This window comes from Streptomyces sp. L7, from assembly GCF_050990935.1.
Taxonomy (GTDB): Bacteria; Actinomycetota; Actinomycetes; order Actinomycetales; family Microbacteriaceae; genus Leifsonia.
Window position 1 is genome coordinate 1,689,378 of sequence record NZ_CP194644.1, and the last position, 22,190, is coordinate 1,711,567.

The following is a 22,190-nucleotide window of genomic DNA, read 5'->3' on the forward strand; positions in this document are numbered from 1 at the left end:
GGCCAACCTATCAAGCCCGCGTTATATAACGCAAGGCTTATCGATCACTCCGAGCGCTGTGCGAACGCCGATTCGTACAAGCAGACCGACGCCGCCGTCGCGAGGTTCATCGACTCGGCGCGGCCGTAGATCGGGACCGTCACCACCCGGTCCACCAGCCCGAGCAGGTCGTCGGCGAGCCCGTGTGCCTCGTTGCCGAACACCCACGCGGTCGGCCGGGCGAGCTGGCCCTCCTGACGCGCGGCGAGGAGGTCCTCCCCTTGATGTCGGCGGCCAGCACCTGCAGGCCGGCGGTGTGCGCGCGGCCGACGACATCGGCGAGGTCGGCGCCGACCGCGACCGGCACGTGGAACAGCGACCCCGTCGTGGAGCGCACGACCTTGGGATTGTAGAGGTCGACGGTTCGGCCGGTGAGGACCACGGCGTCGGCGCCCGCAGAGTCGGCGGCGCGGATGATCGTGCCCGCGTTGCCGGGATCGCGCACCTCCTCCAGGATCGCCACCAGCCGCGGCTCGTCGGCGAAGATGTCGCGGATGGAGGTCGGGAGCTGCCGGCACACGGCGACGAAGCCCTGCGGGGTGACGGTGTCGGCCATCGTGTCGAGCACGTGCTCCGTGACGAACTCGACGTCGACGCCGGCCTCCACCGCCGTCTGCGCGATGTCCTGATAGCGCTCCAGCGCGGTCGGCGTCGCGTACAGCTCGACGACGAGCTCGGGACGGTAGGTGAGCGCCTCGGAGACCGCCTGCGGCCCTTCGAGAAGGAACAGCCCGGTCTCGGCGCGGGCGGGACGTTTCGCCAGCTTCGCAACGGCGCGGACGCGCGGTGAGCGCGGGTTGTCAAGCATGCGCTCAGCTTATCGGCGGCCACTCCGGTAGCCGTAGCTCCGGCACGCTCCGAAGTTGCGACAACTCCGGAGATTCCGGGCGGGAGGCGGCGATCTCCGGAAATGGCGACGAGGCGGGGAACGCCGAACGGCCCGGTCGACGCGAGGTCGGCCGGGCCGTTCGAGAGGCGTGGTGCGCTGCTTACGCGGCCTTCGGGGCCGAGGTGTCGGCCGGGAGGGCCTTCTTCGCCGTCTCGACGAGGGCCGCGAAGGTCGCGGGCTCGTTCACGGCCAGCTCGGCGAGGATGCGACGGTCGACCTCGACGCCCGCCAGGCCCAGGCCCTGGATCAGACGGTTGTAGGTGAGGCCGTTCGCGCGGCTCGCGGCGTTGATCCGCTGGATCCAGAGGCGGCGGAAGTCGCCCTTCTTCTGGCGGCGGTCGCGGTACGAGTAGACGAGCGAGTGGGTGACCTGCTCCTTCGCCTTGCGGTAGAGGCGCGACCGCTGACCGCGGTAGCCCTCGGCGCGCTCGAGGATGACCCGACGCTTCTTGTGGGCGTTGACAGCCCTCTTCACTCTTGCCATTAGTCGATTTTCCTTACGTGCGTGTCGGGGAGGAGGGTTACTTGCCGAGCATCCGGCGGATGACCTTGGCGTCCACCTCGGGAACGACCTGCTCCTGGTTGAGGCGACGCTTGCGGTCGCTGGACTTGACCTCCAGGTTGTGGCGCATACCGGCCTGCTGCTTCATGACCTTGCCGGTGCCGGTGATCTTGAAGCGCTTCTTGGCGCCGGAGTGGGACTTCTGCTTGGGCATTACTTCTCCTCGTTCGTCGCCTGGGCGGGCGAACTCTCTTCGGACTGAGCAGCGTCGGCTGTCTCAGCAACCGCCTCCTGGTCGCGCCCCTGGGCGCGCGCCTTGGAAGCGGCACGTACTGCGTTGGCCTCGGCCTTGGCCTCGGACTTGTTCTTGAGCGGGCTGATGATCATCACCATGTTGCGGCCGTCGATGGTCGGGTTCGACTCGACCTGGCCGAATTCGGCGACGTCCTCCGCGAAGCGCTGCAGGAGGCGGACGCCCTGGTCCGGACGCGACTGCTCGCGGCCGCGGAACAGGATCATGGCCTTCACCTTGTCGCCGGACTTCAGGAAGCCCTCGGCGCGCTTGCGCTTGGTCTCGTAGTCGTGCTTGTCGATCTTGAGGCGGAACCGCACCTCTTTGAGGATGGTGTTCGCCTGGTTGCGCCGGGCCTCCTTGGCCTTCTGCGCAGCCTCGTACTTGAACTTGCCGTAGTCCATGATCTTCGCGACCGGCGGCTTGGAATTGGGCGCGACCTCGACCAGGTCGAGATCCGCCTCCTGCGCGAGTCGGATGGCGACCTCGATCTTGACGACGCCGACCTGCTCTCCGCTGGGGCCGACGAGTCGAACTTCGGGGACGCGGATACGGTCATTCGTACGGGGTTCGCTGATGTCAGTCTCCTCTGATGAGCGATGCTTCGAGTGCTCGGGCCGTCGTTCGACGGTTCGGAGAAAGCGGGGATTCCACGCACCAGCGCAGCCCCACGGCCCGATTTTCCCGAAGGATTCGGTTCGCAGGGCTGGTGCAGCACCCTGACTACCGCCGTGCTGACGCACGTCGGCGGAGTGCAACGACCCGGTAACCTGTAAAGCGGTCAAGCGCGGGTGGGAGGAATCTCCACTTTCGTCCCGAGGCAGATGCCCCGGAGCCCGAACGATTCTAACAGAGGAAAGCAGTGAGCGACACATCCCCCATCTCCGACGGTCACCTGCACGAGGACGAGGCCATCGCGGGAGCCACGCGCGACATCGCCGAGGTGCCCGCCGTCGAGGTCATCACGACCACCGCCGTGCACCTGATGAGCGCCGCCGCGGTGAAGGTCGGCCTGGCCGACGACCCGGAGCACCAGACGGATCTGGACGAGGCCCGCAAGCTGATCGACGCCCTCGCCGGCCTGGTGACGGCCAGCGCCGCCCACCTCGGCGACCAGCACGCGCGCAGCCTGCGCGACGGCCTCCGCTCGCTGCAGCTCGCGTTCCGCGAGGCGTCCCCGTTCCCGGACGAGATCGGCAAGGGGCCGGGCGAGAAGTACACCGGGCCGGTCAACTGATGGACGCCGCCTGATGGACGCCGCCTGATGGACGCCGCCGGCCGTGGCCGCATTTCCGCACGAATGTCGCGTTTGGCGCCGCCAGAGGCGACATTCGGCACGAATGTCGGCGCTATGCCGCACCGCGCGCACGGTGCCCGGTGTGGCCGAGGGAGGCGACCGCGATGGTGATCGCGGCCGAGAGCAGCACCCCGAGCGACACGTGCACGAGCAGCGCGAGCGCGCCCGCTGCCGCCCCCGCGGTGATGAGCAGCACGGCGAGCGCGCGTCGCACCCAGAGCGAGCCGTTCCCGCCGGCCAGCCGGCTGTCGGCGGCGAGGCCGGTCAGCGTCGAGGTCACCACCACGGTCGTGACGTCGGCCACCTTCACCCGGCGCGCCAGCGCCGCCTGCATGCCCATCGCGAAGCCGAGCGCTGAGGTGGCGACGGTACCGACCAGCTGCGGGTCGAGGTGCAGCGCGAACGCCAGCAGCGCGGCGATCGCGGTCAGGAGCCCGGCGATCACCCACAGCGTCGCCGTCACGCGACCCGACCACCCGTCGTCTCGGCGCACGAGCCTGCTGCCGACCACGGCGCCCCCGAAGAACGCTCCGAGCGCCAGCAACGGCCGGAGGATCGGGAGGTTCGTGGTCCCGGTCAGCGCCATCCCGAGCAGGACCACGTTGCCGGTCATGTTGCCCGTGAAGACCCGGTCGAGGCCGAGGTAGCCGGTGGCGTCGACGACGCCGGTCGAGAACGTGAGGGCGAGCATGAGGGCCAGGTGCAGCCGATCGGCGTCGGCGCGGCCCAGACGGTGAGTGAGCGACACGGAGGTCCACCCTATTCGAGACGGACCCGCGCCGGCGGCGGTGCAGGATGGAGTGCATGACGTTCACGCCTCCCCCGCCGTCACCTCCCGCCCCACCCTCACCGGCACCTTCGGGATGTCGGCCTCCACGCACTGGCTGGCGACGGCGAGCGCGCAGGCCGTCCTGGAGCGCGGCGGGAACGCGTTCGACGCCGCGGTCGCCGCGGCGTTCGTGCTGCACGTGGTGGAGCCGCACCTGAACGGCCCGGGCGGCGACCTGGTGGCGCTGTTCGCCACGGCCGAGGACCCGGCCCCGGTCGTGCTCGCCGGGCAGGGTCCCGCCCCGGCGGGCGCGACGCGCGAGCATTACCTCGCCGAGGGGCTGGAGCTCGTCCCCGGCGCCGGCGCCCTCGCGGCGGCGGTGCCGGGTGCGGTCGACGCCTGGCTGCTGCTGCTGAAGGACCACGGCACCTGGGAGCTCGCCGACGTCCTCGCCTTCGCGATCGGGTACGCCGGGGACGGCCATCCCGTGCTGGAGCGGGTGTGCACGACGATCCGCACCGTCTCCGGGCTGTTCGCCGAGCACTGGCCCACCTCGGCCGAGCACTGGATGCCGGGGGACCGAGTCCCTGAGGCCGGCGAGCTGATCCGCAACCCGGCCTACGCACGTGTGCTGCGCGGACTGATCGCGGCGGGCGACTCGGACGCGACGCGCGAGGAACGGGTGGAGGCCGCCCGCACCGAGTGGGCGACCGGGCTGGTGGCCCGGGAGGCGTCCGCGTTCGCGCGCATCCCGCACCGGCACTCCCCGGCACCGACCACGCGGGCGTGATCGCGGAGTCGGACTTCGCCGCGTTCCGCGCCGGGTACGAGCCGGCGACGACGCTGGAGTTCCGCGGGCACACGATCGCGAAGACCGGCGCCTGGGGGCAGGGGCCCGCGCTGCTGGAGACGCTGGCCATCCTCGACGGCTTCGACGACGAGCGCCTCGACCCGTCGACGGAGCTCGGTGCGCACACCATCCTGGAGGCGCAGAAGCTCGCCTACGCCGACCGCGACGCCTACTTCGGCGACGCACGCGTGCCGCTCGGGGAGTTGCTGGCGCCGGACTACATCGCCGCGCGCCGCGCCCTGATCGGAGACCGGGCGTCGGCCGAGTTCCGCCCGGGCCGCATTACGGGTGCCGAGCCGTTCATCCCGCCGCTGCGCACCGTGTACGAGCCGCCGCTGGCCGACGCCATCGCCGGCGTCGGCGAGCCCACCGTGGCACGCGACGGGACCACCCGCGGCGACACCTGCCACCTCGACGTCGTGGACCGCTGGGGCAACATCGTCTCCGCGACGCCCTCCGGCGGCTGGCTGCAGTCGTCGCCGACCGTCCCCGCGCTCGGCTTCTGCCTCGGCACGCGCCTGCAGATGACCTGGCTGGAGGAGGGCTCGGCCTCCACCCTGCAGCCCGGCAAGCGCCCGCGGACGACCCTCACCCCCACGCTCGTGCTGCGCGACGGCGTGCCGGTGACCGCGCTCGGCTCGCCGGGCGGCGACCAGCAGGACCAGTGGCAGCTCCTCTACCTGCTGCGCACGCTCGTCGGCGGCTACACGCCCCAGCAGGCGATCGACGCGCCCGCGCTGCACACGACCTCGCTGGCGGAGTCGTTCTGGCCGCGCACCTGGGTGCCGGCAGGCGCCGTCGTGGAGTCGCGGCTCGGCGAGGAGGTCATCGCCGGACTGGAGGCGCGCGGCCACATCGTGACGCGGGCCGGCGGATGGACGCTCGGCCGGCTGTCGTCGGTGGGGCGGGACCCCGAGACCGGGGTGCTCTCCGCGGCCGCCAACCCGCGTGGGATGCAGGGGTACGCGGCGGGACGGTAGGAGAGCTCTACCCGGCCGCCGCTGCGGCCTCCCGCACCGCCTCCACGGTGCGCCCGGCCTCCACGCGGTCGGTGAGCCAGTTGCTGACCGAGAACCGGAGCACCGCTTTCCCGTGCCACTCGGACGGCGACGCCAGCGCGACCCCGCCTTCCCTCAGCGCCTCCCCACCCGGCGCGTCCGGTCGTCGTCGCCGAACGCGGCGCAGACCTGCGTGTACACGACATCGTTGAGCACGCGGGCTCCGGGGATGGTCGCGAGTCCCTCGGCGATCGTCGCGGCCGCGTCGGCCAGGCCCTGGACGGGGTCGGCCACGCCCGCGCGGCCGAGCTGGGCCAGCGTCGCGTACACCGGCACGCCGCGCGCGCGGCGACTGAGCTCCGGGACGCGGTCTTCGGGATCCGACGCGCCGGACATCGCCGCGAGGTAGGCCGCGTGCTGCGCCATCGAGGCGTGCAGCACCTCCGGGTGCGCGACGATCGCGACGCCGCTGTCGTACGGGACGTTGAGCGTCTTGTGCGCGTCTGTCGCCCAGGAGTCGGCGGCCTCGAGCCCCGCTGTGAGATACCGCAGGCGCGGAGCCGCCGCGGCCCAGAGCCCGAACGCGCCGTCGACGTGCACCCATGCGCCCGCGGCGTGCGCGACCTCGATCGCATCGGCCAGCGGGTCGAACGCGCCCGAGTGGACGTTGCCCGCCTGGAGGCACACCAGCGCAGGGCCCTCTCCCTCCGCGAGCGCCTCGCGGAGGGCGTCGACTCGGATCCGCCCTTGGTCGTCGGCGGCGACCGAGTGTCCGGCGCCGAGGCCGGCCAGCATCGCCGCGCTGTCGATCGAGCCGTGCCGCTCGGCTCCGACCAGCAGGCGCACCCGCGGGCCTCCGGCCAGGCCGTCGGCTCGCGCGTCCCAGCCGGCGCGGCGCAGGGTCTCGTCGCGTCCGCAGATCAGGCCGACGAGGTTCGCGACGGTCGCTCCGGTCACGTAGCCGACCTCAGCCTGCGCGGGGAGCCCGAGCAGGTCGAGCATCCACTCCGCGGCGAGCTCCTCCGCCGCGATCACGCCGGGGGTGACCGCGCGCAGGGCGGTGTTCTGGTCCCAGGCGGCGACCAGCCAGTCGGCGCCGAGTGCGACGGGTTGCGCGCCGCCGATCACCCAGCCGTGGAAGCGCGGGGAGTGCATCCGGATCAGCCCGGGCTCGACGGCCGACGCGAGCTGCGTCAGCACCTCCGTGGCGGCCGGCCCGCGCTCGGGGAGCCGCCGGCCCAGCTCGTCCTTGACCGCCTCGACGTCGGCGGCCGGCGGGATGCCTCCCTCGCGCACCCCGTCCAGCCATCGCCCCGCCAGCCCGGCGGCCTCGCCGAGCACGGGACGGAACGCATCGTCCACACGGGCAGGGTAGCCCTCGCCCACGGCCGGCGACAACGGAGGAGGGCCGAGGCGACGGGCCGGTGTGGAACAGTCAGCGGAGCGGACGGACGGCGGAGCCGGCCGGAGCTCCGCCGCTGTCGACGCGGGCGGCGGTCACCAGGTGGGCGGGCGGCGGGTCTCCCAGTGGAGGCGGCGTTCGAGCTGCGCCGCCAAGGACAGCAGCGTGCGCTCCCCGCCCGGGCGGCCGATGAGCTGCACACCCATCGGCAGGCCGTCAGCCGTCTGCGCGACCGGCAGCGTGATCGCCGGCAGGCCGGTGACGTTCAGCATCGAGGTGAACGGCGTGTACAGCACCTGCTGCGCGAAGTTGCGCTCCCCGTCCTCCTGGTCGTACCAGCCGATCGGCCGCGGCGTGAGCGCGAGCGCCGGCGTCAGCACGGCATCGAACGACGCGAGCTGGCGGATGAACGAGCGCTCGTACGCGGTCAGCGCGCTCAGCGCCTCGCTCAGCTCGCGGGCGAGGATGCTCCGGCCGCGCTGCACGAGCCATGCCGTGAGCGGCTCCAGCAGGTCGAGCGCCTCCCCTCGGCAGGGATGCGCGCCGCGCCCGCCTGCCAGATCGTCCGGAATGCCGGGGCGTAGGTCGGGTCGGGCGCGAGCGCGGTCTCCTCGATCCCGTGACCCATCGCCGCGAACGCCTCCACCGCCGCGTCGAGCGCAGAGCGGGCCTCCGGCGAGACCACGATGTCGTAGGCGTCGTCCCACGCGGAGGTCGTCATCACGCCGAGCTGGAACCGGCCCTCGCCGCGGATCGCCGTGCCGAGGAAGGGTCCGTCGTCGTCGTACGGCGCGCGCAGCGTGAAGTGGTGGTCGATGCGGCCGCCGGCCTTGGCGATCATCCCGTCGAGCAGGAGCGCCGCGTCCGCGGTGGTGCGGGCCAGCGGGCCGGCCACGACCAGTCCGGCGAGCGAGTCGATGCCGCTTCCCGCGGGCACCAGCCCGCGCGACGGCTTCAGGCCGACCAACCCGCACGCGGCGGCGGGGATGCGCACCGACCCGCCGCCGTCGGAGCCGGGCGCGAACGGCAGCATCCCGCTCGCCACCGCGACGGCCGCGCCCCCGCTCGACCCGCCGGCCCCGAGCTCGGGGTTCCACGGGTTGCGGGCGGGCGGCGCCGCGAGCGACTCGGTGTAGGCGGGGAGGCCGAACTCCGGCGCGTTGGTCTTGCCCAGGCTCACGGCCCCCGCGGCGTCCAGGGTCTCCACGATCTCGTCGGAGCGGTCGGGGACGAAGCCCGCCATCACCCGCGAGCCGAAGCCCGCCGGGACGCCTGCGCGCAGCCACAAGTCTTTGTCGCCGGACGGCAGTCCCCACAGCGGTGCGGTCTTCGGGACGCGCGCGGAGACCTCGTCGGCCCGCTCCAGCGCGCGCTCGCGGGTGACCGTGACGAACGCACCAAGCTGCGGGTTCAGCCGCTCGATGCGGTCGAGGTAGTGGGAGGCCAGCTCCCGCGGCGACACCCTCCCCGCCTGCAGTTCCTGCCACAACGCCAGCGCCGTCATCTCATGGAGTTCCACGGGGTCCACGCTATGCCCTCGAGTTCGCGGCCTTCGACCTGAACAGCGCGGCCTCGGCCGAGCGCCGGACATGGACGTGGCCGGGAGCCCTGCTCCCGGCCACGATTTGTGCCATCGGCCTCACTCGGCCGACCCGCCACGCGGGCCGTCCGACGATGTCGTCGACGTCAGCCTAGGTCGTCCCCGCGACGCGGACCCGGATCCGCAGCAGACTCATAGCCGGCTCAGGACAGGTTCGCGATGATCTCGCGCGCGAGCTGCTCGAGCACGGCGGCCGACGCGCCCGAGAGCTGCAGCCAGCTGTTTTTCACCTTCACGTCGAGGTACTGGACCGGGCTGCCTGGACCGCCCGGCAGATCGAGCCGGAAGGTGGACACGTAGGCGTCGTCGCCGAGGCCGGCCACCGACTGGGCATCGCTCGTGCCGGACACCGGCGTGCGCTTCAGTTCGTCGTAGTAGGACGCGCCGCCGGGCAGCACGGCGGCGCTCACGCTCTGCGAGCCCTGCTCGGCGACGAAGTCCGACCAGAAGGACCCGCTGAGCTGCGCGGACGCCAGCCGCGTCGTCGTGTACTCCCCGCCCTCGGACTTCGGCGAGTACACCGAGGCGACCCCCAGCGCGGCGGCGATGCGATCGAGCGGGAGGAAACCGTCCGAGGAGGTGACGCCGCGCAGGCTTCCTCCCGACGGCTGCCACAGCGGTGCGGGGGCGCCCAGACTGCCCACGACCGCGGCTGCGTCGTCGAAGGTCTTGCGCACGGCCGCCTCGTCCAACGAGGACCGATCCAGGACCATCGCCGAGCCGATCACCTGATAGTCGCCCACGATCCTGCCGAACTCGCAGAACGCGCCGGTCGAGCCGGAGTACTCCGGGCACCCGAAGTAGTGGTCGCCGTCGACCGTCACTCCCGAGATGTTCGCGAACACCCCGAAGGTGTCGTTCGCACCCAGCGTGGGCAGCACGCCGACGAACACATCCGGGGCGAGCCACGTCGAGCCCGAGGCGAGCTGCCCGCGGTACTCGCAGGTCAACCCACCCGCTCGCAGGTCACCGTACTGGACCGGGTTGCGCGTGGAGGGCACCCACTCCCGTGGCTGGAGGCCCCCTCCGGCGGCCGCCGCCGCGGAGGCGGCGGGAAGCAGGTCGTCGCAGGTGGTGGCCACCCGGAGGACCGGCGCCGAAGCGTCGGTCGCGGTCGGCGTCGGCGTCACCGGGTGCGGGGTTGGGGTCGGCTCACCCGACGTGGGCGCGGAGCACCCCAGCAGCCCGACCAGCACGAGCGCGGCCACCCCCGCACCGAGAACCACCTTCATCGAATCCCCCGACTCGTCCACTGCAGCGCGCCGTCCGTCGGCGCTGCGTGATCGAATCATAGAGCCGCGGGCGAGGCCGCGCGTCCGCGCACGCCCGAATCGTCATGTGCCGTCCTGGCCGAGCTCCTGGAAAACCGTCACCTGGAGGTCGGCCGGGGTCGCCAACCGCGCGTTCAGCGAGTTCCACGGGGTCACGGTCGGCGGCGCGATCAGCTCGGCCCCGGCCTCCACCAGCCGCGCCGTGACGGTTCGCCCGTCGTCCACCTCGAAGGCCAGCCGGATGCGCGGCGCCACCGGGCGGCCGACCTCCACGTCGTCGATCATCGCCTTCTGCGCCGGGTTCGCCAGCTCCAGCGTCGCCTGGCCCGCGTCGAGGATGGCGACCCGGGCTCCGCCGTCGCCGGAGTAGGCGGCCTGCTCGGGCAGCCCGAGCACGTCGCGGAAGAACGCCAGCGCCTCGTCGTAGTCCTCGGCCTCCACCACGATGCGCAGCTGCCGCACCGGTGACCGGTCGCCCATCAGCCGACGAACGCCGCGAGCGCGTCGTCGATCGTGCGCGCGGGCGACACCCACACGAAGATCGCGCCGGGCCCGTCCGGGACATAGCCGCCATCAGCGCTGCGCCTGACCGTGCCGAGCAGCCTCCCGCGATCCGGCTCGGCGTCCTCGTCCTCGTAGGAGTGGTCGTAGACGGTGAACACGTCGCCGTCCTCGTAGACGGACAGGTCTTCCAGCAGCGGCATCTCAGAACCTCCTGGTGAACGGCATGGGCTTGCGCATCCGGATGAGCAGAAGCAACGGCACCAGCACATAGGGCCCGTTGTAGAGCAGGAAGACGACCGGATTCGGCGTGCGCTCTCCCACCGGCCCGAAGAACTCGACGCCGAAGATCGGGATGGCCGTCAGGCTGATGATCATGGTGGCGTAGATCACGCAGTACAGCTGGATCCAGTTGAAGCCCTTGACCAGGCACACGATCAGCAGGATGTAGAACGGCAGGTACACGAACGCGCTCGTCCCGGTGATGAACCGCAGCCACAGCGCCTCATGCTGGTACAGCGGGTCGTACTGTGACGAGTAGGTGTAATTCCACTGCGCGAGGATGTTCGTCGTCGTCGCCGTCTGCGGGATCCCGAGCGTGGGGATGGCGTCGCTGATGACGCAGGTCAGGCTGAACAGCGAGAACATGACGACGAAGAAGATGTCGAACGGACGCTTGCGGAGCGGGAGGTTCGCGGGCGTCTCCGTGGCGGCGGAGGCGACCTCGCCGGGGTGCGGGGTGGCGGTGGTCACGCGGCGAGCCTAGCGCCGCAGCGCCGGCTAGCGCAGGAGGCGACGCGCCTCCCGTCTCAGCCGGTTGCGGCCGCGCTGAAACCTGTCGAGTACGCGGTAGCGGAGGGTACGAGGGTTGAACGGCACACCAAGCACCGACGGGTCGGCGACAGACATGATCTCACGGAGGAGCGCGGTGCCCTCCTCGCCGATCTCGTGGGCCGGCACGCCGAGGAGCAGCTCCAGCACGCGGCGGTTGCCGAACGGGGTGAACACCTCCTGGGCGATGTCCCATTCGAGCTGGCTCTGCGCCTGCCAGGACCCGCAGCGGTGCTCCCAGTAGAACAGCACGTCCAAGCCGACGCCCGTTCGCTCCGCGACGGGCGCGGTTTCGGCGAACCAGCGCTCGACCGCCGCCGCGACGAACGGGATCTCCGACCAGCCGGGCTGCAAGGCGAGGATGTCCGCAGAGGTCGCAGTGGGCGGTCGTTCACTGCCCTTCCAGTAGTAGTTACGCGCGATCTCGCTGGCGTTGCCCTTGAGGGCGACCGCGCCGGAAGGGTGCCCGTCCAGGATGCCCTTGGCGATGATCCCCCAGTCGTCGTAGTGGGCGAGGGGCGTGTTGGCGGTGTAGGCCTCGCGCCAGCCGTCGTCCGGGGTCCCCCGGCAGTCGATCAGGTGGTGCGGAAGCCCGAGGCGCCGGGCGAGACGGGCAGGGATGCTCGCGTCCGCCGAGCGCGCGGTCAGGTGACGGTACAGCAGCGTGTAGACGTGGAGACCGCGTCGGAGGTGGTGGGGCGTCACTGCGAGAACAGTCCGGGAGTCGTAGCCGGCAGTGAGCGGCAGGCTGACCGGGTAGCGCAGGATCGCGGCCTCCACCGAGGCCGACAGCTGAACCGCGGCCTCCACTGCGGCCTCCCGCCTCCTCCGCGACGGCAGCGGGCCTCGCGGCCAGACACGCTCCTGCCTCCTGGCGCCCACGTCGAGCCTGTGGTTCGGAAGCAGGCGCTCGACGCCGGCGAACAGCGTAGTGTCGCCGGGCAGGAACGCCTCGCGATCCGAGCGCGCATACGACGAGTCGCGGAACCGATCGGCACGATCGCCGCCGTCGAGCGGCACGATCTCGGCGAGCAGGAACGATTGCGACGCGGCGTGGAATTCGTCACCCGTCCACAGGTACTCGACCGTGCGGGTCCCTGTCGCGTCGTTGTGGACGACGATGTCGCCTCCCGAGAAGGCGAACAGCGCGAAGCGCCCGGACAGCCGATCGAGCGCGTCCAACTCGGTCCCTCGACGCCAGTCCTCGGCGAGACCCGCCACTACGGATGCGTCGTCGTAATCCGGATGGTCAGGGTCGATGGCGAAACCGAGCAGGACGAGAGTGAGGCCTGCGTCCTCCGTCACGGTGACGGGGAGATGGGGGTGAGCGTAGACGTTATGAGTGCCGGCGGTGCGATGGCTCCAGCCGGGCAGATCGGCGGAGCGCGGTGTGACCAGGAACTGCCGGCGGAAACGGAGCACGTCACGCGGAATCGGAGTCGATGACTTGGTGTGCATATTCTACATTCTCGGTGGCCCAGGCAAGACGTTTAATGCTAAACGTCATTAATGCCACGGGGCCGTACTCTCCCGTCCGGCGCATGCGACCGCGACACTCCCGCTGAAACTCAGCGACGCACCGCAGACCACCCGAGAAGACGGCCCGGCCGTGCTCGCGTCGACGACCGTAGGCGGTCCACCTGAGTCGCGGGCACGAGCCGCGGCAGCGATCGCCATCACCCAGGCAGTCACCCACGACCCGATCCTCGAGATCGACTGCCTCGCGTACTTCGATCAGTCGTTCACTCCCACCGTCTCCGCACGAGGCTGCCGTTCGCCCTACTTGAGCGATTTCTGCATCAGCACCGTGCCCAGCCAGCGCTCGAACTTGTAGCCGACGCGCCCCATCCGGCCGATCTCCGTGAAGCCGAAGTTCTCGTGCATCTTGATCGAGGCCTCGGCGCCCTTGTCGGCGATGACCGCGATCATCTCCTTCAGGCCCGCGGCTTTGGAGCGGTCGATGAGCTCCTGCATGAGGACCGGGCCGAGGCCTTTGCCTGTGGAGGCCGCGCCGAGGTAGATGGAGTTCTCGACCGTGAAGCGGTACGCGCGCTTCTGCTTCCACGGCGACACCAGCGCGTAGCCGAGGATCTGGCCCGTCGGCGACTCGGCGACGATGAACGGCATCCCGAGCTTGCGAAGGTAGGCGAACTTGCTCTTCCACTCCTTCAGCGTCATGGCGTCCTCGTCGAACGTGACGGTGCTGTTGGCGACGTAGTGGTTGTAGATCTCGCGCACGTCGGGCAGGTCCTCCGCCCGCGCCTCGCGGATGCGGTAGTCGAACGGCGACTCCGCGGGCTCCGGCTTGCGGAGGTGTCGCGGCAGCACCCGGCGCGTCTCGTATTCCTCTTCCAGCACCGTTCCAGGGTACGTCGTCGCGCGTTTCGTCGGGGTTACGGCTCCAGCGACCAGTCCACCGGCTCCTGACCCGCCTGCTTGAGCAGGGCGTTCGCCCGGGAGAACGGCCGCGACCCGAAGAACCCGCGGGAGGCGGACAGCGGGCTCGGGTGCGGGGACTCGATGACCGGGTTGCCGCCGAGCAGCGGCTTGAGTGTGGCGGCATCGCGACCCCAGAGGATGCTCACGAACGGGCGACCGCGCTCCACCAGCGCGCGGATCGCGTGCTCGGTCACCGCCTCCCAGCCTTTGCCTCGGTGGGACGCCGGCGCGCCAGGACGCACAGTCAGCACCCTGTTGAGCAGCATCACGCCGTGCCCCGCCCAGGCGCTCAGGTCGCCGTGCGGAGGCGGGACGACGCCGAGGTCGTCGCGGAGCTCTCGGTAGATGTTCTGGAGGCTGCGCGGGATCGGGCGCACGTGACGCTCGACAGCGAACGACAGACCGATCGGGTGGCCGGGCGTCGGGTACGGATCCTGCCCGACGATGAGCACGCGAACGTCGGCGTACGGCGCCCGGAACGCGCGCAGCACATTGTCCCCGGACGGCAGGTACGGCCTCCCGGCCGCGACCTCCGCGCGCAGGAAGTCGCCCATCCCGGCGATGCGGTCGGCGACGGGCGCGAGAGCCTGCGCCCAGCCCGGGTCCATCGACCCCTCGGCGGCGAGCTCGGACAGGGCCTTCGCCATCAGAGTTTCCGCGCCATCCGCTCAGTGCGTGGAGGCCGTGACCGGCGGCAGCGCCGACCACGGGAACGTGATCCACCGGTCGGTGCGGCGCCAGACGAAGTCCGGCTCCAGCACCGTTCGCGGCTTGGAGTACAGGCACACGGTGCGCACGTCGGCGCCGGAGGCCGCGATCAGGTCGACGACCATCGCGAGGGTGCGGCCGGAGTCGGAGACGTCGTCCACGAGCAGCACGCGCTTGGCCTCCAGGGCCGCGGAGTCGAGCATCGGCGGCAGCACCACCGGCTCGGGAAGACGGGTGTCGACACCGGTGTAGAACTCGACGTTCAGGGCGCCGCAGGCCTTGATGCCGAGGGCGTAGGAGATGGCGCCGGCGAGCAGGAGGCCGCCCCGGGCGATGGCCACGACCATGTCGGGCTCGAAGCCGGATTCGACCACCTCGCCGGCCAGGTGACGGGCCGCATCGCCGAACTCGAGCCAGCCCAGGACCTCCCGTTCCGTCTCTTCGAGAACGTCTGCACCTGAATCGTCGAGTTCGCTGGCCACGCATCTACCGTACAAGGGCGTGGCAGGTGTTAGCATCCGCGCATGACCTCGGAGAAGACGGTCGCCCAGCGTCGGGCGTCCACCGCGATCGGCGCGACCGCCGCCCTCATCGGCTGGCTCGCGCTGGTCGAGCTGACCAGCGGGATCCTGCAGGGATACTACGTGCCGCTGATCTCCGACATCGTCAAGCACCTGGGCATCCACGACGCGGACTACAACTGGTTCGAGGCCGCGCAGCTCCTGCTCTCCGCGCTCGTCGTCCCGGTGCTCGCGAAGCTGGGCGACATGTTCGGGCACAAGCGGATCCTGCTGGTCGCGACCGTCCTCACCGCGCTGTCGAGCTGGGCGCTCGCCTTCTCTCACGACTTCACGACCTACCTGATCGCGTTCGCGCTGCAGGGCTTCTACGTGGTCTGGCTGCCGCTGGAGATCGCGCTGATCTTCGACCGCGGCCGCCGCACGAACACCGCGGCGTCGCGCACCCGCCGAGCCGCCGGGCTGCTGGTGGTGGCCTTGGAGTCCGGCGCCATCGTCGGCGCGATCGGCGCCGGGCTGCTCTTCGAGGCCCTCGGCCAGAACGTGACGACCACCCTCATGGTCCCGGCGGCGGCCGTCACGCTCGTCTTCTTCGCCATCCTGTTCGGCGTCCCGGAGTCGGAGCCGGTGCGCGGCCGGACGCTGGACGGCGTCGGGTTCACCCTCCTGACGCTCGCGCTCCTCCTCATCACCTCCGGTCTGACGTTCCTGCGGATCGACGGCGTCGGCACCTGGTGGGTCTGGGCGCTCATCGTCCTGGGCGTGCTCGCGTTCATCCCGTTCGGCCGCTGGGAGCTGAAGCAGCAGGACCCGGCGATCGACCTGCGGGTGCTGCGGCAGCCGAACATGTGGCCGGTTCAGCTCACCGCCGGGCTCATCGGGATCAGCCTCCTCGGCGCGCAGGCCCCGCTCAGCACGTTCGCGGGCACCGACCCGGTCAATGGGTACGGCCTGGGCCTCAGCGCGGGCCAGCGCAGCATCCTGATCGGCGCCTACCTGATCTCGATGATCGCCGGCGCGGTGCTGTTCCCCGTGGTGTCGTCGTGGCTGAACCCGCGCGTGACTCTCATCGGCGCGTCGTTCCTGGTGGCCGTCGGGTACCTGCTGTTCCTGCCGTTCCACCAGGAGACGTGGCAGGTGTTCACCAACATGGCCATCGCGGGCCTCGGCTCCGGCGCGCTGGTCGGGGCGCTCCCCGCCGCCGCGGCCGCCGCCGCCCCGCGCGGACAGACCGGAGTCGCCACGGCCATGACGAACACGACCAAGACGATCGGCGGCTCGTTCGCCTCCGCCGTCTTCGGCGTCGTGCTGCTCACCGGCGCCGCGACCGTCACCGCCACGGCCGCGAGCCTGTTCGGCTACATGCTGGTCTGGACCATCTGCGGACTCGGCGCCCTGGTGGCCGCTGTGCTGCTGTTCTTCGTGCCGCGCCTGGCCTTCTCGGACGCAGGGGCGACGATCGTCTGACAGGACTCGATCAAGGGGGAATCATGGACGCTCAACTACCGCCGCAGGTCGGCGAGGCACTCACCCGGTTCCTTCTCGAGCAACGGCGCCGCGCGCCCGGCCTGGTCAGCCGCGCGGTCGTCACCGGATCCGCCGCGACCGGCGACTGGCACGACGGCGTCAGCGACATCGACGTGGTGTTCGTCGTCACGCGAGACCCGGTGGACGACCTCCCGGCACTCGCGCCCCTCCACGCGGAGTCGTCGCCGCACATCGACGGCGTCTACCTCACCGAGTCGGAGATCGCGCGCGGCCCCGACCTGGTGGAGACCGCACCGCAGGTGGTGGAGGGCGTGCTGCTGAGTGCCCTCGCCGGCGGCAGCCTGAGCTGGGCGACCTGGCTGGAGCTGGAGGACGGCGTGCAGGGCGTGGTGGACGGCGGCGATGTGATCTGGACGCCGACCGCGGACCGGCACCCGGACACCGCGACGCACGTGGGGACGCGCGCCCGCACCGACCTCGTCGACTTCTGGGCGCCGGTCGGCGACAGCGCGGAGGCCGAACTCGCCGACCGCGAGCCCGGCGACCCGGTGCGCCCGGAGACCGTCCGCTGGCTCGCCCTCAGCCCGATCCGCCTGGTGGAGACGATGGAGTCCGGCCGCATCGTCTCCAAGACCGCCGCGGCCCGGGCGGCCGCGGCCCGCTGGCCGGAGCACGCCGAGCTGCTCGACCGCGCCGTGCGCGACCGCGCGGGCGAGCGCCAGACCTTCGTCACGGCCGACGCACGGGAGGCCATCGCGCTGCTGCGGAAGTGCGTGGAGGTGGCGCGGGGCTGAGGCGTCGGCCCGAACGCGCAGAAGCGCCGCGACCAGTGCGGATCGCGGCGGTTCTGCGTGCGGAACGGGTCAGACCCGCGCGGCCTCCACGACGGCGCGCGCCGCGGCGAGACCGGCCGTCAGGTCGGCCTTCAGGTCGTCGATGTTCTCCAGGCCGACCGAGAGGCGCACCAGGCCGGGCGTGACGCCGGCGGTGAGCTGCTGCTCCGGGGTGAGCTGGGAGTGCGTGGTCGAGGCCGGGTGGATGACCAGGCTGCGCACGTCGCCGATGTTGGCGAGGTGGCTGAACAACGACAGGTTGTCCACCAGGGCGGCGCCGGCGTCCACGCCGCCCTTGAGCTCGAACGAGAGCACAGCGCCGACGCCCTTCGGGGCGTACCGGTTCGCGGCGGCGTACCACGGGCTGGTGGGCAGGCCGGAGTAGTTGACCGTCGCCACGTCCGAGTGGGCCTCCAGGAACTCCGCGATCTCCTGCGCATTCTGGGTGTGCCGCTCGACGCGCAGCGAGAGGGTCTCGATGCCCTGGATGAGCTGCCAGGCGCTGGCCGGCGCGATCGCCGCGCCGAGGTCGCGGAGGAGCTGGACGCGGGCCTTGATGATGTAGGCGAGGCCGTCGCCGACCGCTGCCGTGTAGACGGCGCCGTGGTACGACGGGTCCGGCTGGGTCAGGCCAGGGAACTTGTCGGCGTTCTTCGACCACTCGAACTTCCCGCCGTCCACGATGACGCCGCCGATGACGGTGCCGTGGCCGCCGAGGAACTTGGTGGCCGAGTGCACGATGATGTCGGCGCCGTGCTCGAACGGGCGGATCAGGTACGGGGTCGCGATGGTGTTGTCCACGATCAGCGGGACGCCGGACTCGTGCGCCACGTCGGCGACGAGCGCGATGTCGAGGATGTTGATCTTCGGGTTGCCGATGGTCTCCGCGAAGAACAGCTTGGTGTTCGGCCGGACCGCGCGGCGCCACTCCTCGGCGTCGTCCTGGTTCTCCACGAACGTGGTCTCGATGCCGAGCTTCGCGAGCGTGTACTTGAACAGGTTGTAGGTGCCGCCGTAGATCGAGCTGGAGGACACGATGTGGTCGCCGGCCTGCGCGATGTTCAGCACCGCGAAGGTCTCCGCAGCCTGGCCCGAGGCGACGAGAAGGGCGCCGGTGCCCCCTTCGAGCGCGGCGACGCGCTCCTCGACGACCGCCTGGGTCGGGTTCTGGATGCGGGTGTAGATGTTGCCGAACTCGGCGAGCGCGAACAGGTTCTTGGCGTGCTGGGCGTTGTTGAAGACGTAGGAGGTCGTCTGGTAGATCGGGGTCGCGCGTGCGTTGGTCACGGGGTCCGGCGCGGCGCCGCTGTGGATCTGCTTGGTCTCGAACTGCCAGTCGGCGGCGTCGGTCATGGCTTGAGCTCCTTGTTCGGGTGATGGCCTGCGGGTGGATGGCACCGTTGGGTGGTCGCTCACACGCTAGACTCGCGGCCGCGCGTGGGCAACGTGCCCGAAACATGCCGTAACCCGTGAGAATAGGCAGCATGAGCAGCAGACGTGTGGTCGTGACGGGAGCGAGTTCGGGGATCGGGGCGGCGACGGTCCGCCTGTTCCGGCAGCGGGGCTGGGCGGTCGTGGGCGTCGCCCGCCGCCAGGAGCGCCTGGACGAGCTCGCGGCCGAGACCGGCGCCGAGGTCTTCGCCGCCGACCTGACCAGCCAAGAGGACGTGGACGCGCTGCGCGACCACCTCGCCTCGACCGGCCCGATCCACGCACTCGTCAACAACGCCGGGGGCGCCAGGGGGCTCGACTCCGTGGAGGCTTCCAGCGTCGACGACTGGGTCTGGATGTACGAGATCAACGTCATCGGCACCAAGCGGGTGATCAGCGCGCTGCTGCCGCTGCTGCGCGACGGCGCCCGGGACACCGGCCACGCCGACATCCTCAACCTGACCTCCATCGCCGGTCTCAACGCCTACGTCGGCGGCGGCGGGTACAACGCGGCGAAGTTCGCCGAGCACGCTCTCACCGAGGTGTTGCGCCTGGAGCTGAACGGCGAGCCCATCCGGGTGGTGGAGGTCGCCCCCGGCATGGTCGCGACCGAGGAGTTCTCGCTGGTCCGTTTCGGCGGCGACCGCGAGAAGCGCGACGCCGTCTACGAGGACGTGCCGGAGCCGCTGACCGCCGAGGACGTGGCCGAGACGATCGTGCACGCGCTCGAGTTGCCGCGGCACGTGGACCTCGACCTGATCGTGGTCAAGCCGGTGGCGCAGGCGGCCTCGTACCGCTTCGCCAAGGGCGAGCTGACGGTCAAGGACTGACGGGCGGACTGTCGATGGCGGACGACGCGAAGCGCAGGCGCTGGGAGGCGGCCACGGTGTGGCCGGGCGTCGTCGCGAGCGTCGCCTTCCTCGTCGCCTACTCGTGGACCGTGCTCCAGCCGGGCATGGGGCGGCTGCTCTACGGGACCCTCATCGCGCTGCTCGCGCTGATCTGGGTGGCCTTCCTGGTCGATTACGTCGTCCGGCTCGTCCTCGCGGAGGACAAACGCCTGTTCGTCCGGCGCAACGTGATCGACCTGTTGTCGGTGCTGATCCCTGTCGCGCGGCCGTTCCGGCTGATCGGGGACCTGTTCCGCATCCCGAGCCTCCGTGGCGGCAGCGGGAGCCACCTGCGCCGGCGCATCGTGATCGTCGCGGGCACGTTCGTGCTGATGTTCATCTACACGATCTCGCTCGCGGTCTACCAGGTCGAGCGCTACGCACCGGGATCGAACATCCGCTCGTTCGGCGACTCGCTCTGGTGGGCGTGCGTGACGATGGCGACCGTCGGCTACGGCGACTACTACCCGGTCACCGTGACCGGACGCCTGCTCGCCATCGTGCTGATGATCGGCGGCATCGCGATCGTCGGCACCGCGAGCGCCACCATCGTCAACTACCTGAACGAGCAGACCCAGCAGGCCAGGGAGCGCCGCGCGCGCGAGCACGGGACGACGGACGGGCCGAGGCCCGTCGAGGACCCCGACCCGCACGACGACGAGCGCGCCTGAGGGGCCCTCAGCGCTCGGCGGGGGCCGGGCCGGCCGGACCGGCCGCGCCGGCCAGCGCGCTGCCGGTGAGCGACCCGAGCACGGCGCCGAGGTCGAGTCCGGTCAGATCCTTGACGACCTTGGGCACTTCGCTCGCCACCTGCCCGATGGTCTTCGTCACCGCGGAGGCGCCCTCCGTGCTGATCACGGTCAGCGAGTCGATGTTGCCGAGCGGCTCCGCGACGGCACGCGTGATCTCCGGGAGGCGCTGGATGATCTCGGAGGCGAGGCCCGCCTCGCCGAACTTGCGCAGCGCCTCGGCCTTGGCGTCTGTCGCCCGCGCCTCGGCCAGGCCCTCCGCCTCGATCGCGGCCGCACGGGCCTCCCCGTCGGCGCGCACACCGTCGGCGAGGGCGATCTGCCGGTCGCGTTCGGCGTCGCCGGCGAGTCGGACGGCCTCCGCCGCGGCCTGGGCGTCCTGCACGGCGGCGACCTTGTTCGCCTCGGCGATGGTGCTGCGCTTGAACGCGTCCGCCTCGGTCGCGGCGTTCGCGGCGTCGCGCTCGGCCTGGGCGCGCTGAACGGTCGCGTAGGCGTCCGCCTCCGCGGGCTTGCGCACCTCGATATCGAGGCGCTCCTGCTCGACTTTGGCCTTCTCCGCGAGGGCGTCGCGCTCCTGCGCCGCGACGATGCGATCCTGTTCCGCGGTCGCGAGCTGGCCGGCGGCGTCCGCTTCGGCGTTCGCGCGGTCCGTCTCGGCCTTGATCGACGCCTGCTTGAGGCTGAGCGCCTTCTGCCGCTCGGCGATCTGCTCGGCCGCGTCGATCCGCGCGAACTCGCTGGCGCGGGCGGTCTCGGCCTCCTTGATCTCGGCGTTCTGCTTGGCGAGCGCCGCCTCCGCACGCCCGAGGTCGGCGAGGTAGTTCGTGCCGGGCGTGGAGATGTCGGAGATGTTGAGCAGGTCGACCTGGAGGCCCTGCTCGGCGAGGTCCACCTTCGTCGCCTCGACGACCGCCTCGGACAGCGCGTTGCGATTCGAGATGATCTCGGTGACCGGCATGTTGCCGATGATCGAGCGCAGCGAGCCCTCGAGGGACTGCTGGATGATCTCCGTCAGCGAGTTCTGCTGGGAGAGGAACCGCTGGGCGGCGCGGCGGACGCCCTCCGGCGTGCCGGAGACCTTGAAGTTGACGCTGGCCTGGATCGCCAGCTTGATGAAGTTGGCGTCGACGCCCTCCACGACGATCCCGATCTGCCGCTGCTCCAGCGAGATGGGGAAGCCCTGCTGCAGGATCGGCCAGATGAACACCCGGCCGCCGATCACGACGCGCTGGCCGCCGTCCGGCTCGCCGGCGGCGGCGCGGCTGCCGGCGCCTCGGCCGACGATGACGAGGGCCTCGTTGGGCGCGACGCGCCGGATGCGGCCCGCGATGAACAGGAAGACGGCGAGCGCGGCGATGAGGATCGCACCGCCCGCGATGATCCCGAGGAGGGAGGAGTCCACGATCAGTCCTTTCGGTGGAGGGAGGAGTCGAGTGGTTCGACGCGGACGCGCGCACCGTTCGCCGCGACGACGCGGATCGGGGTGCCGCCCGGGATGTCGACGTCGCTGGTGGCGAGCCTGGCCTCGACCTCATACGGACCGTCGAGGCTCACCTCGCCCCCGGACCTCGTGACCGTCGTGCGCGCGACACCGGTCATGCCGGCCGGGTCGCTCGGGGCGCCGTCCTCGCTCCGCACGAAGCGGCGGACCAGGAGCTGCACACCGGCGAGCGTGAGGATGCCGGCGACCGCGGCGATCAGGTAAGCGGCCCCGCCCGGCCAGCCGTTGGCGAGGGCGAGCACCCCCGACGCGCCGAACAGGGTGAGCCCGGCGCCGAGGCCGGTGCCGGACAGTGCGCCGTCGAGGAGGTCGAAGAGCTCGCCGAAGAGCATCGAGACGAGCAGGACGACGAGTCCGGCGACGCCGATGACGATGAAGACGAGCACGAA

The 22,190-nt window shown here is 71.3% G+C and carries 23 protein-coding genes and 2 pseudogenes; 6 read left to right on the forward strand and 19 right to left on the reverse strand.

Going from position 1 to position 22,190, the window contains the following annotated elements:
* Positions 1-44: 44 nt before the first annotated feature.
* The 4 genes and pseudogenes from ACR5MH_RS08605 to infC form a co-directional block, all read right to left on the reverse strand.
* Positions 45-847, reverse strand: a pseudogene (locus ACR5MH_RS08605) (TrmH family RNA methyltransferase).
* A 181-nt stretch (positions 848-1,028) separates the two neighbouring features.
* Positions 1,029-1,412: a 50S ribosomal protein L20 gene (gene rplT / locus ACR5MH_RS08610; protein WP_369960700.1), complete on the reverse strand. Its 384-nt coding sequence runs from the start codon at positions 1,410-1,412 to the stop codon at positions 1,029-1,031.
* Positions 1,413-1,449: 37 nt separating this feature from the next.
* Positions 1,450-1,644: a 50S ribosomal protein L35 gene (gene rpmI / locus ACR5MH_RS08615; RefSeq protein ID WP_369960701.1), complete on the reverse strand. Its 195-nt coding sequence runs from the start codon at positions 1,642-1,644 to the stop codon at positions 1,450-1,452.
* On the reverse strand, positions 1,644-2,300 hold the full coding sequence (infC, locus tag ACR5MH_RS08620) for a translation initiation factor IF-3 (RefSeq protein WP_431349369.1): 657 nt from the start codon (positions 2,298-2,300) through the stop codon (positions 1,644-1,646). Before infC ends, rpmI begins: the two co-directional genes overlap by 1 nt.
* A 284-nt stretch (positions 2,301-2,584) precedes the next feature.
* Between infC and ACR5MH_RS08625 the strand changes: the two genes are divergently transcribed.
* Complete coding sequence (locus tag ACR5MH_RS08625; RefSeq protein WP_431346859.1) at positions 2,585-2,959, forward strand: DUF1844 domain-containing protein; 375 nt, start codon at positions 2,585-2,587, stop codon at positions 2,957-2,959.
* 112 nt (positions 2,960-3,071) lie between these two features.
* Here ACR5MH_RS08625 and ACR5MH_RS08630 read toward each other — a convergent pair whose 3' ends face one another.
* Positions 3,072-3,767: a YoaK family protein gene (locus ACR5MH_RS08630; protein WP_431346860.1), complete on the reverse strand. Its 696-nt coding sequence runs from the start codon at positions 3,765-3,767 to the stop codon at positions 3,072-3,074.
* Between the two features lie 115 nt (positions 3,768-3,882).
* On the opposite strand from ACR5MH_RS08630, the pseudogene ACR5MH_RS08635 reads away from it, so the two are divergent.
* Positions 3,883-5,618, forward strand: a pseudogene (locus ACR5MH_RS08635) (gamma-glutamyltransferase family protein).
* A gap of 153 nt (positions 5,619-5,771) precedes the next feature.
* Here the strand turns inward: ACR5MH_RS08635 and ACR5MH_RS08640 are convergent.
* The 11 genes from ACR5MH_RS08640 to ACR5MH_RS08690 form a co-directional block, all read right to left on the reverse strand.
* On the reverse strand, positions 5,772-6,998 hold the full coding sequence (locus ACR5MH_RS08640) for a pyridoxal phosphate-dependent decarboxylase family protein (RefSeq protein WP_433862499.1): 1,227 nt from the start codon (positions 6,996-6,998) through the stop codon (positions 5,772-5,774).
* A 135-nt stretch (positions 6,999-7,133) separates the two neighbouring features.
* Positions 7,134-7,523 carry an amidase family protein gene (locus tag ACR5MH_RS08645; protein WP_433862500.1) on the reverse strand — a complete coding sequence of 130 codons (390 nt, stop codon included), beginning with the start codon at positions 7,521-7,523 and terminating at the stop codon, positions 7,134-7,136.
* Complete coding sequence (locus ACR5MH_RS08650) at positions 7,487-8,557, reverse strand: amidase (RefSeq protein WP_433862501.1); 1,071 nt, start codon at positions 8,555-8,557, stop codon at positions 7,487-7,489. Before ACR5MH_RS08650 ends, ACR5MH_RS08645 begins: the two co-directional genes overlap by 37 nt.
* A 224-nt stretch (positions 8,558-8,781) precedes the next feature.
* On the reverse strand, positions 8,782-9,870 hold the full coding sequence (locus tag ACR5MH_RS08655; protein WP_431346862.1) for a hypothetical protein: 1,089 nt from the start codon (positions 9,868-9,870) through the stop codon (positions 8,782-8,784).
* A gap of 102 nt (positions 9,871-9,972) precedes the next feature.
* Positions 9,973-10,389, reverse strand: a complete 417-nt coding sequence (locus ACR5MH_RS08660; protein WP_431346863.1) for a VOC family protein — start codon at positions 10,387-10,389, stop codon at positions 9,973-9,975.
* A complete protein-coding gene (locus ACR5MH_RS08665; RefSeq protein ID WP_431346864.1) occupies positions 10,389-10,613 on the reverse strand; it encodes a hypothetical protein in 225 nt (74 codons plus the stop codon). Before ACR5MH_RS08665 ends, ACR5MH_RS08660 begins: the two co-directional genes overlap by 1 nt.
* Position 10,614: 1 nt before the next feature.
* Positions 10,615-11,163, reverse strand: coding sequence for a DUF2781 domain-containing protein (locus tag ACR5MH_RS08670; RefSeq protein ID WP_431346865.1), 549 nt, complete (start codon positions 11,161-11,163; stop codon positions 10,615-10,617).
* 27 nt (positions 11,164-11,190) lie between these two features.
* Entirely contained in the window at positions 11,191-12,699 is a 1,509-nt protein-coding gene (locus ACR5MH_RS08675; RefSeq protein ID WP_433862502.1) for a hypothetical protein, read from the reverse strand.
* Between the two features lie 321 nt (positions 12,700-13,020).
* Positions 13,021-13,599: an N-acetyltransferase family protein gene (locus tag ACR5MH_RS08680; RefSeq protein ID WP_431346868.1), complete on the reverse strand. Its 579-nt coding sequence runs from the start codon at positions 13,597-13,599 to the stop codon at positions 13,021-13,023.
* 35 nt (positions 13,600-13,634) lie between these two features.
* Entirely contained in the window at positions 13,635-14,327 is a 693-nt protein-coding gene (locus ACR5MH_RS08685) for a uracil-DNA glycosylase (RefSeq protein WP_431346869.1), read from the reverse strand.
* A 21-nt stretch (positions 14,328-14,348) separates the two neighbouring features.
* Complete coding sequence (locus tag ACR5MH_RS08690; RefSeq protein ID WP_431346870.1) at positions 14,349-14,870, reverse strand: phosphoribosyltransferase; 522 nt, start codon at positions 14,868-14,870, stop codon at positions 14,349-14,351.
* Positions 14,871-14,912: 42 nt separating this feature from the next.
* Between ACR5MH_RS08690 and ACR5MH_RS08695 the strand changes: the two genes are divergently transcribed.
* Positions 14,913-16,373 (forward strand): MFS transporter, encoded by a 1,461-nt coding sequence (locus ACR5MH_RS08695; protein ID WP_431346871.1) that lies wholly within the window; start codon positions 14,913-14,915, stop codon positions 16,371-16,373.
* 23 nt (positions 16,374-16,396) lie between these two features.
* Positions 16,397-17,188 carry a nucleotidyltransferase domain-containing protein gene (locus ACR5MH_RS08700; protein ID WP_431346872.1) on the forward strand — a complete coding sequence of 264 codons (792 nt, stop codon included), beginning with the start codon at positions 16,397-16,399 and terminating at the stop codon, positions 17,186-17,188.
* Positions 17,189-17,257: 69 nt separating this feature from the next.
* Here ACR5MH_RS08700 and ACR5MH_RS08705 read toward each other — a convergent pair whose 3' ends face one another.
* Positions 17,258-18,580, reverse strand: a complete 1,323-nt coding sequence (locus tag ACR5MH_RS08705; RefSeq protein WP_431346873.1) for a bifunctional o-acetylhomoserine/o-acetylserine sulfhydrylase — start codon at positions 18,578-18,580, stop codon at positions 17,258-17,260.
* A 131-nt stretch (positions 18,581-18,711) separates the two neighbouring features.
* On the opposite strand from ACR5MH_RS08705, the gene ACR5MH_RS08710 reads away from it, so the two are divergent.
* The gene (locus tag ACR5MH_RS08710; protein ID WP_433862503.1) at positions 18,712-19,488 is read left to right on the forward strand and encodes an SDR family oxidoreductase; all 777 of its coding nucleotides are present in this window, start codon (positions 18,712-18,714) and stop codon (positions 19,486-19,488) included.
* A 14-nt stretch (positions 19,489-19,502) separates the two neighbouring features.
* Entirely contained in the window at positions 19,503-20,219 is a 717-nt protein-coding gene (locus ACR5MH_RS08715) for a potassium channel family protein (RefSeq protein WP_431346874.1), read from the forward strand.
* Between the two features lie 7 nt (positions 20,220-20,226).
* On the opposite strand, the gene ACR5MH_RS08720 is transcribed toward ACR5MH_RS08715, so the two are convergent.
* Both ACR5MH_RS08720 and ACR5MH_RS08725 read right to left on the reverse strand, forming a co-directional pair.
* Complete coding sequence (locus ACR5MH_RS08720) at positions 20,227-21,702, reverse strand: flotillin family protein (RefSeq protein WP_431346875.1); 1,476 nt, start codon at positions 21,700-21,702, stop codon at positions 20,227-20,229.
* A gap of 2 nt (positions 21,703-21,704) precedes the next feature.
* Positions 21,705-22,187: an NfeD family protein gene (locus ACR5MH_RS08725; RefSeq protein ID WP_431346876.1), complete on the reverse strand. Its 483-nt coding sequence runs from the start codon at positions 22,185-22,187 to the stop codon at positions 21,705-21,707.
* Between the last annotated feature and the right edge of the window lie 3 nt (positions 22,188-22,190).

Bases quoted from the DNA above. Each gene is read 5' to 3' on its own strand.
- ACR5MH_RS08695 (WP_431346871.1), top strand. From the start codon at position 14,913: ATGACCTCGGAGAAGACGGTCGCCCAGCGTCGGGCGTCCACCGCGATC.
- ACR5MH_RS08685 (WP_431346869.1), bottom strand. From the start codon at position 14,327: ATGGCGAAGGCCCTGTCCGAGCTCGCCGCCGAGGGGTCGATGGACCCG.
- ACR5MH_RS08655 (WP_431346862.1), bottom strand. From the start codon at position 9,870: ATGAAGGTGGTTCTCGGTGCGGGGGTGGCCGCGCTCGTGCTGGTCGGG.
- ACR5MH_RS08715 (WP_431346874.1), top strand. From the start codon at position 19,503: ATGGCGGACGACGCGAAGCGCAGGCGCTGGGAGGCGGCCACGGTGTGG.
- rplT (WP_369960700.1), bottom strand. From the start codon at position 1,412: ATGGCAAGAGTGAAGAGGGCTGTCAACGCCCACAAGAAGCGTCGGGTC.
- ACR5MH_RS08705 (WP_431346873.1), bottom strand. From the start codon at position 18,580: ATGACCGACGCCGCCGACTGGCAGTTCGAGACCAAGCAGATCCACAGC.
- ACR5MH_RS08675 (WP_433862502.1), bottom strand. From the start codon at position 12,699: ATGCACACCAAGTCATCGACTCCGATTCCGCGTGACGTGCTCCGTTTC.
- rpmI (WP_369960701.1), bottom strand. From the start codon at position 1,644: ATGCCCAAGCAGAAGTCCCACTCCGGCGCCAAGAAGCGCTTCAAGATC.
- ACR5MH_RS08700 (WP_431346872.1), top strand. From the start codon at position 16,397: ATGGACGCTCAACTACCGCCGCAGGTCGGCGAGGCACTCACCCGGTTC.
- ACR5MH_RS08660 (WP_431346863.1), bottom strand. From the start codon at position 10,389: ATGGGCGACCGGTCACCGGTGCGGCAGCTGCGCATCGTGGTGGAGGCC.
- ACR5MH_RS08710 (WP_433862503.1), top strand. From the start codon at position 18,712: ATGAGCAGCAGACGTGTGGTCGTGACGGGAGCGAGTTCGGGGATCGGG.
- ACR5MH_RS08665 (WP_431346864.1), bottom strand. From the start codon at position 10,613: ATGCCGCTGCTGGAAGACCTGTCCGTCTACGAGGACGGCGACGTGTTC.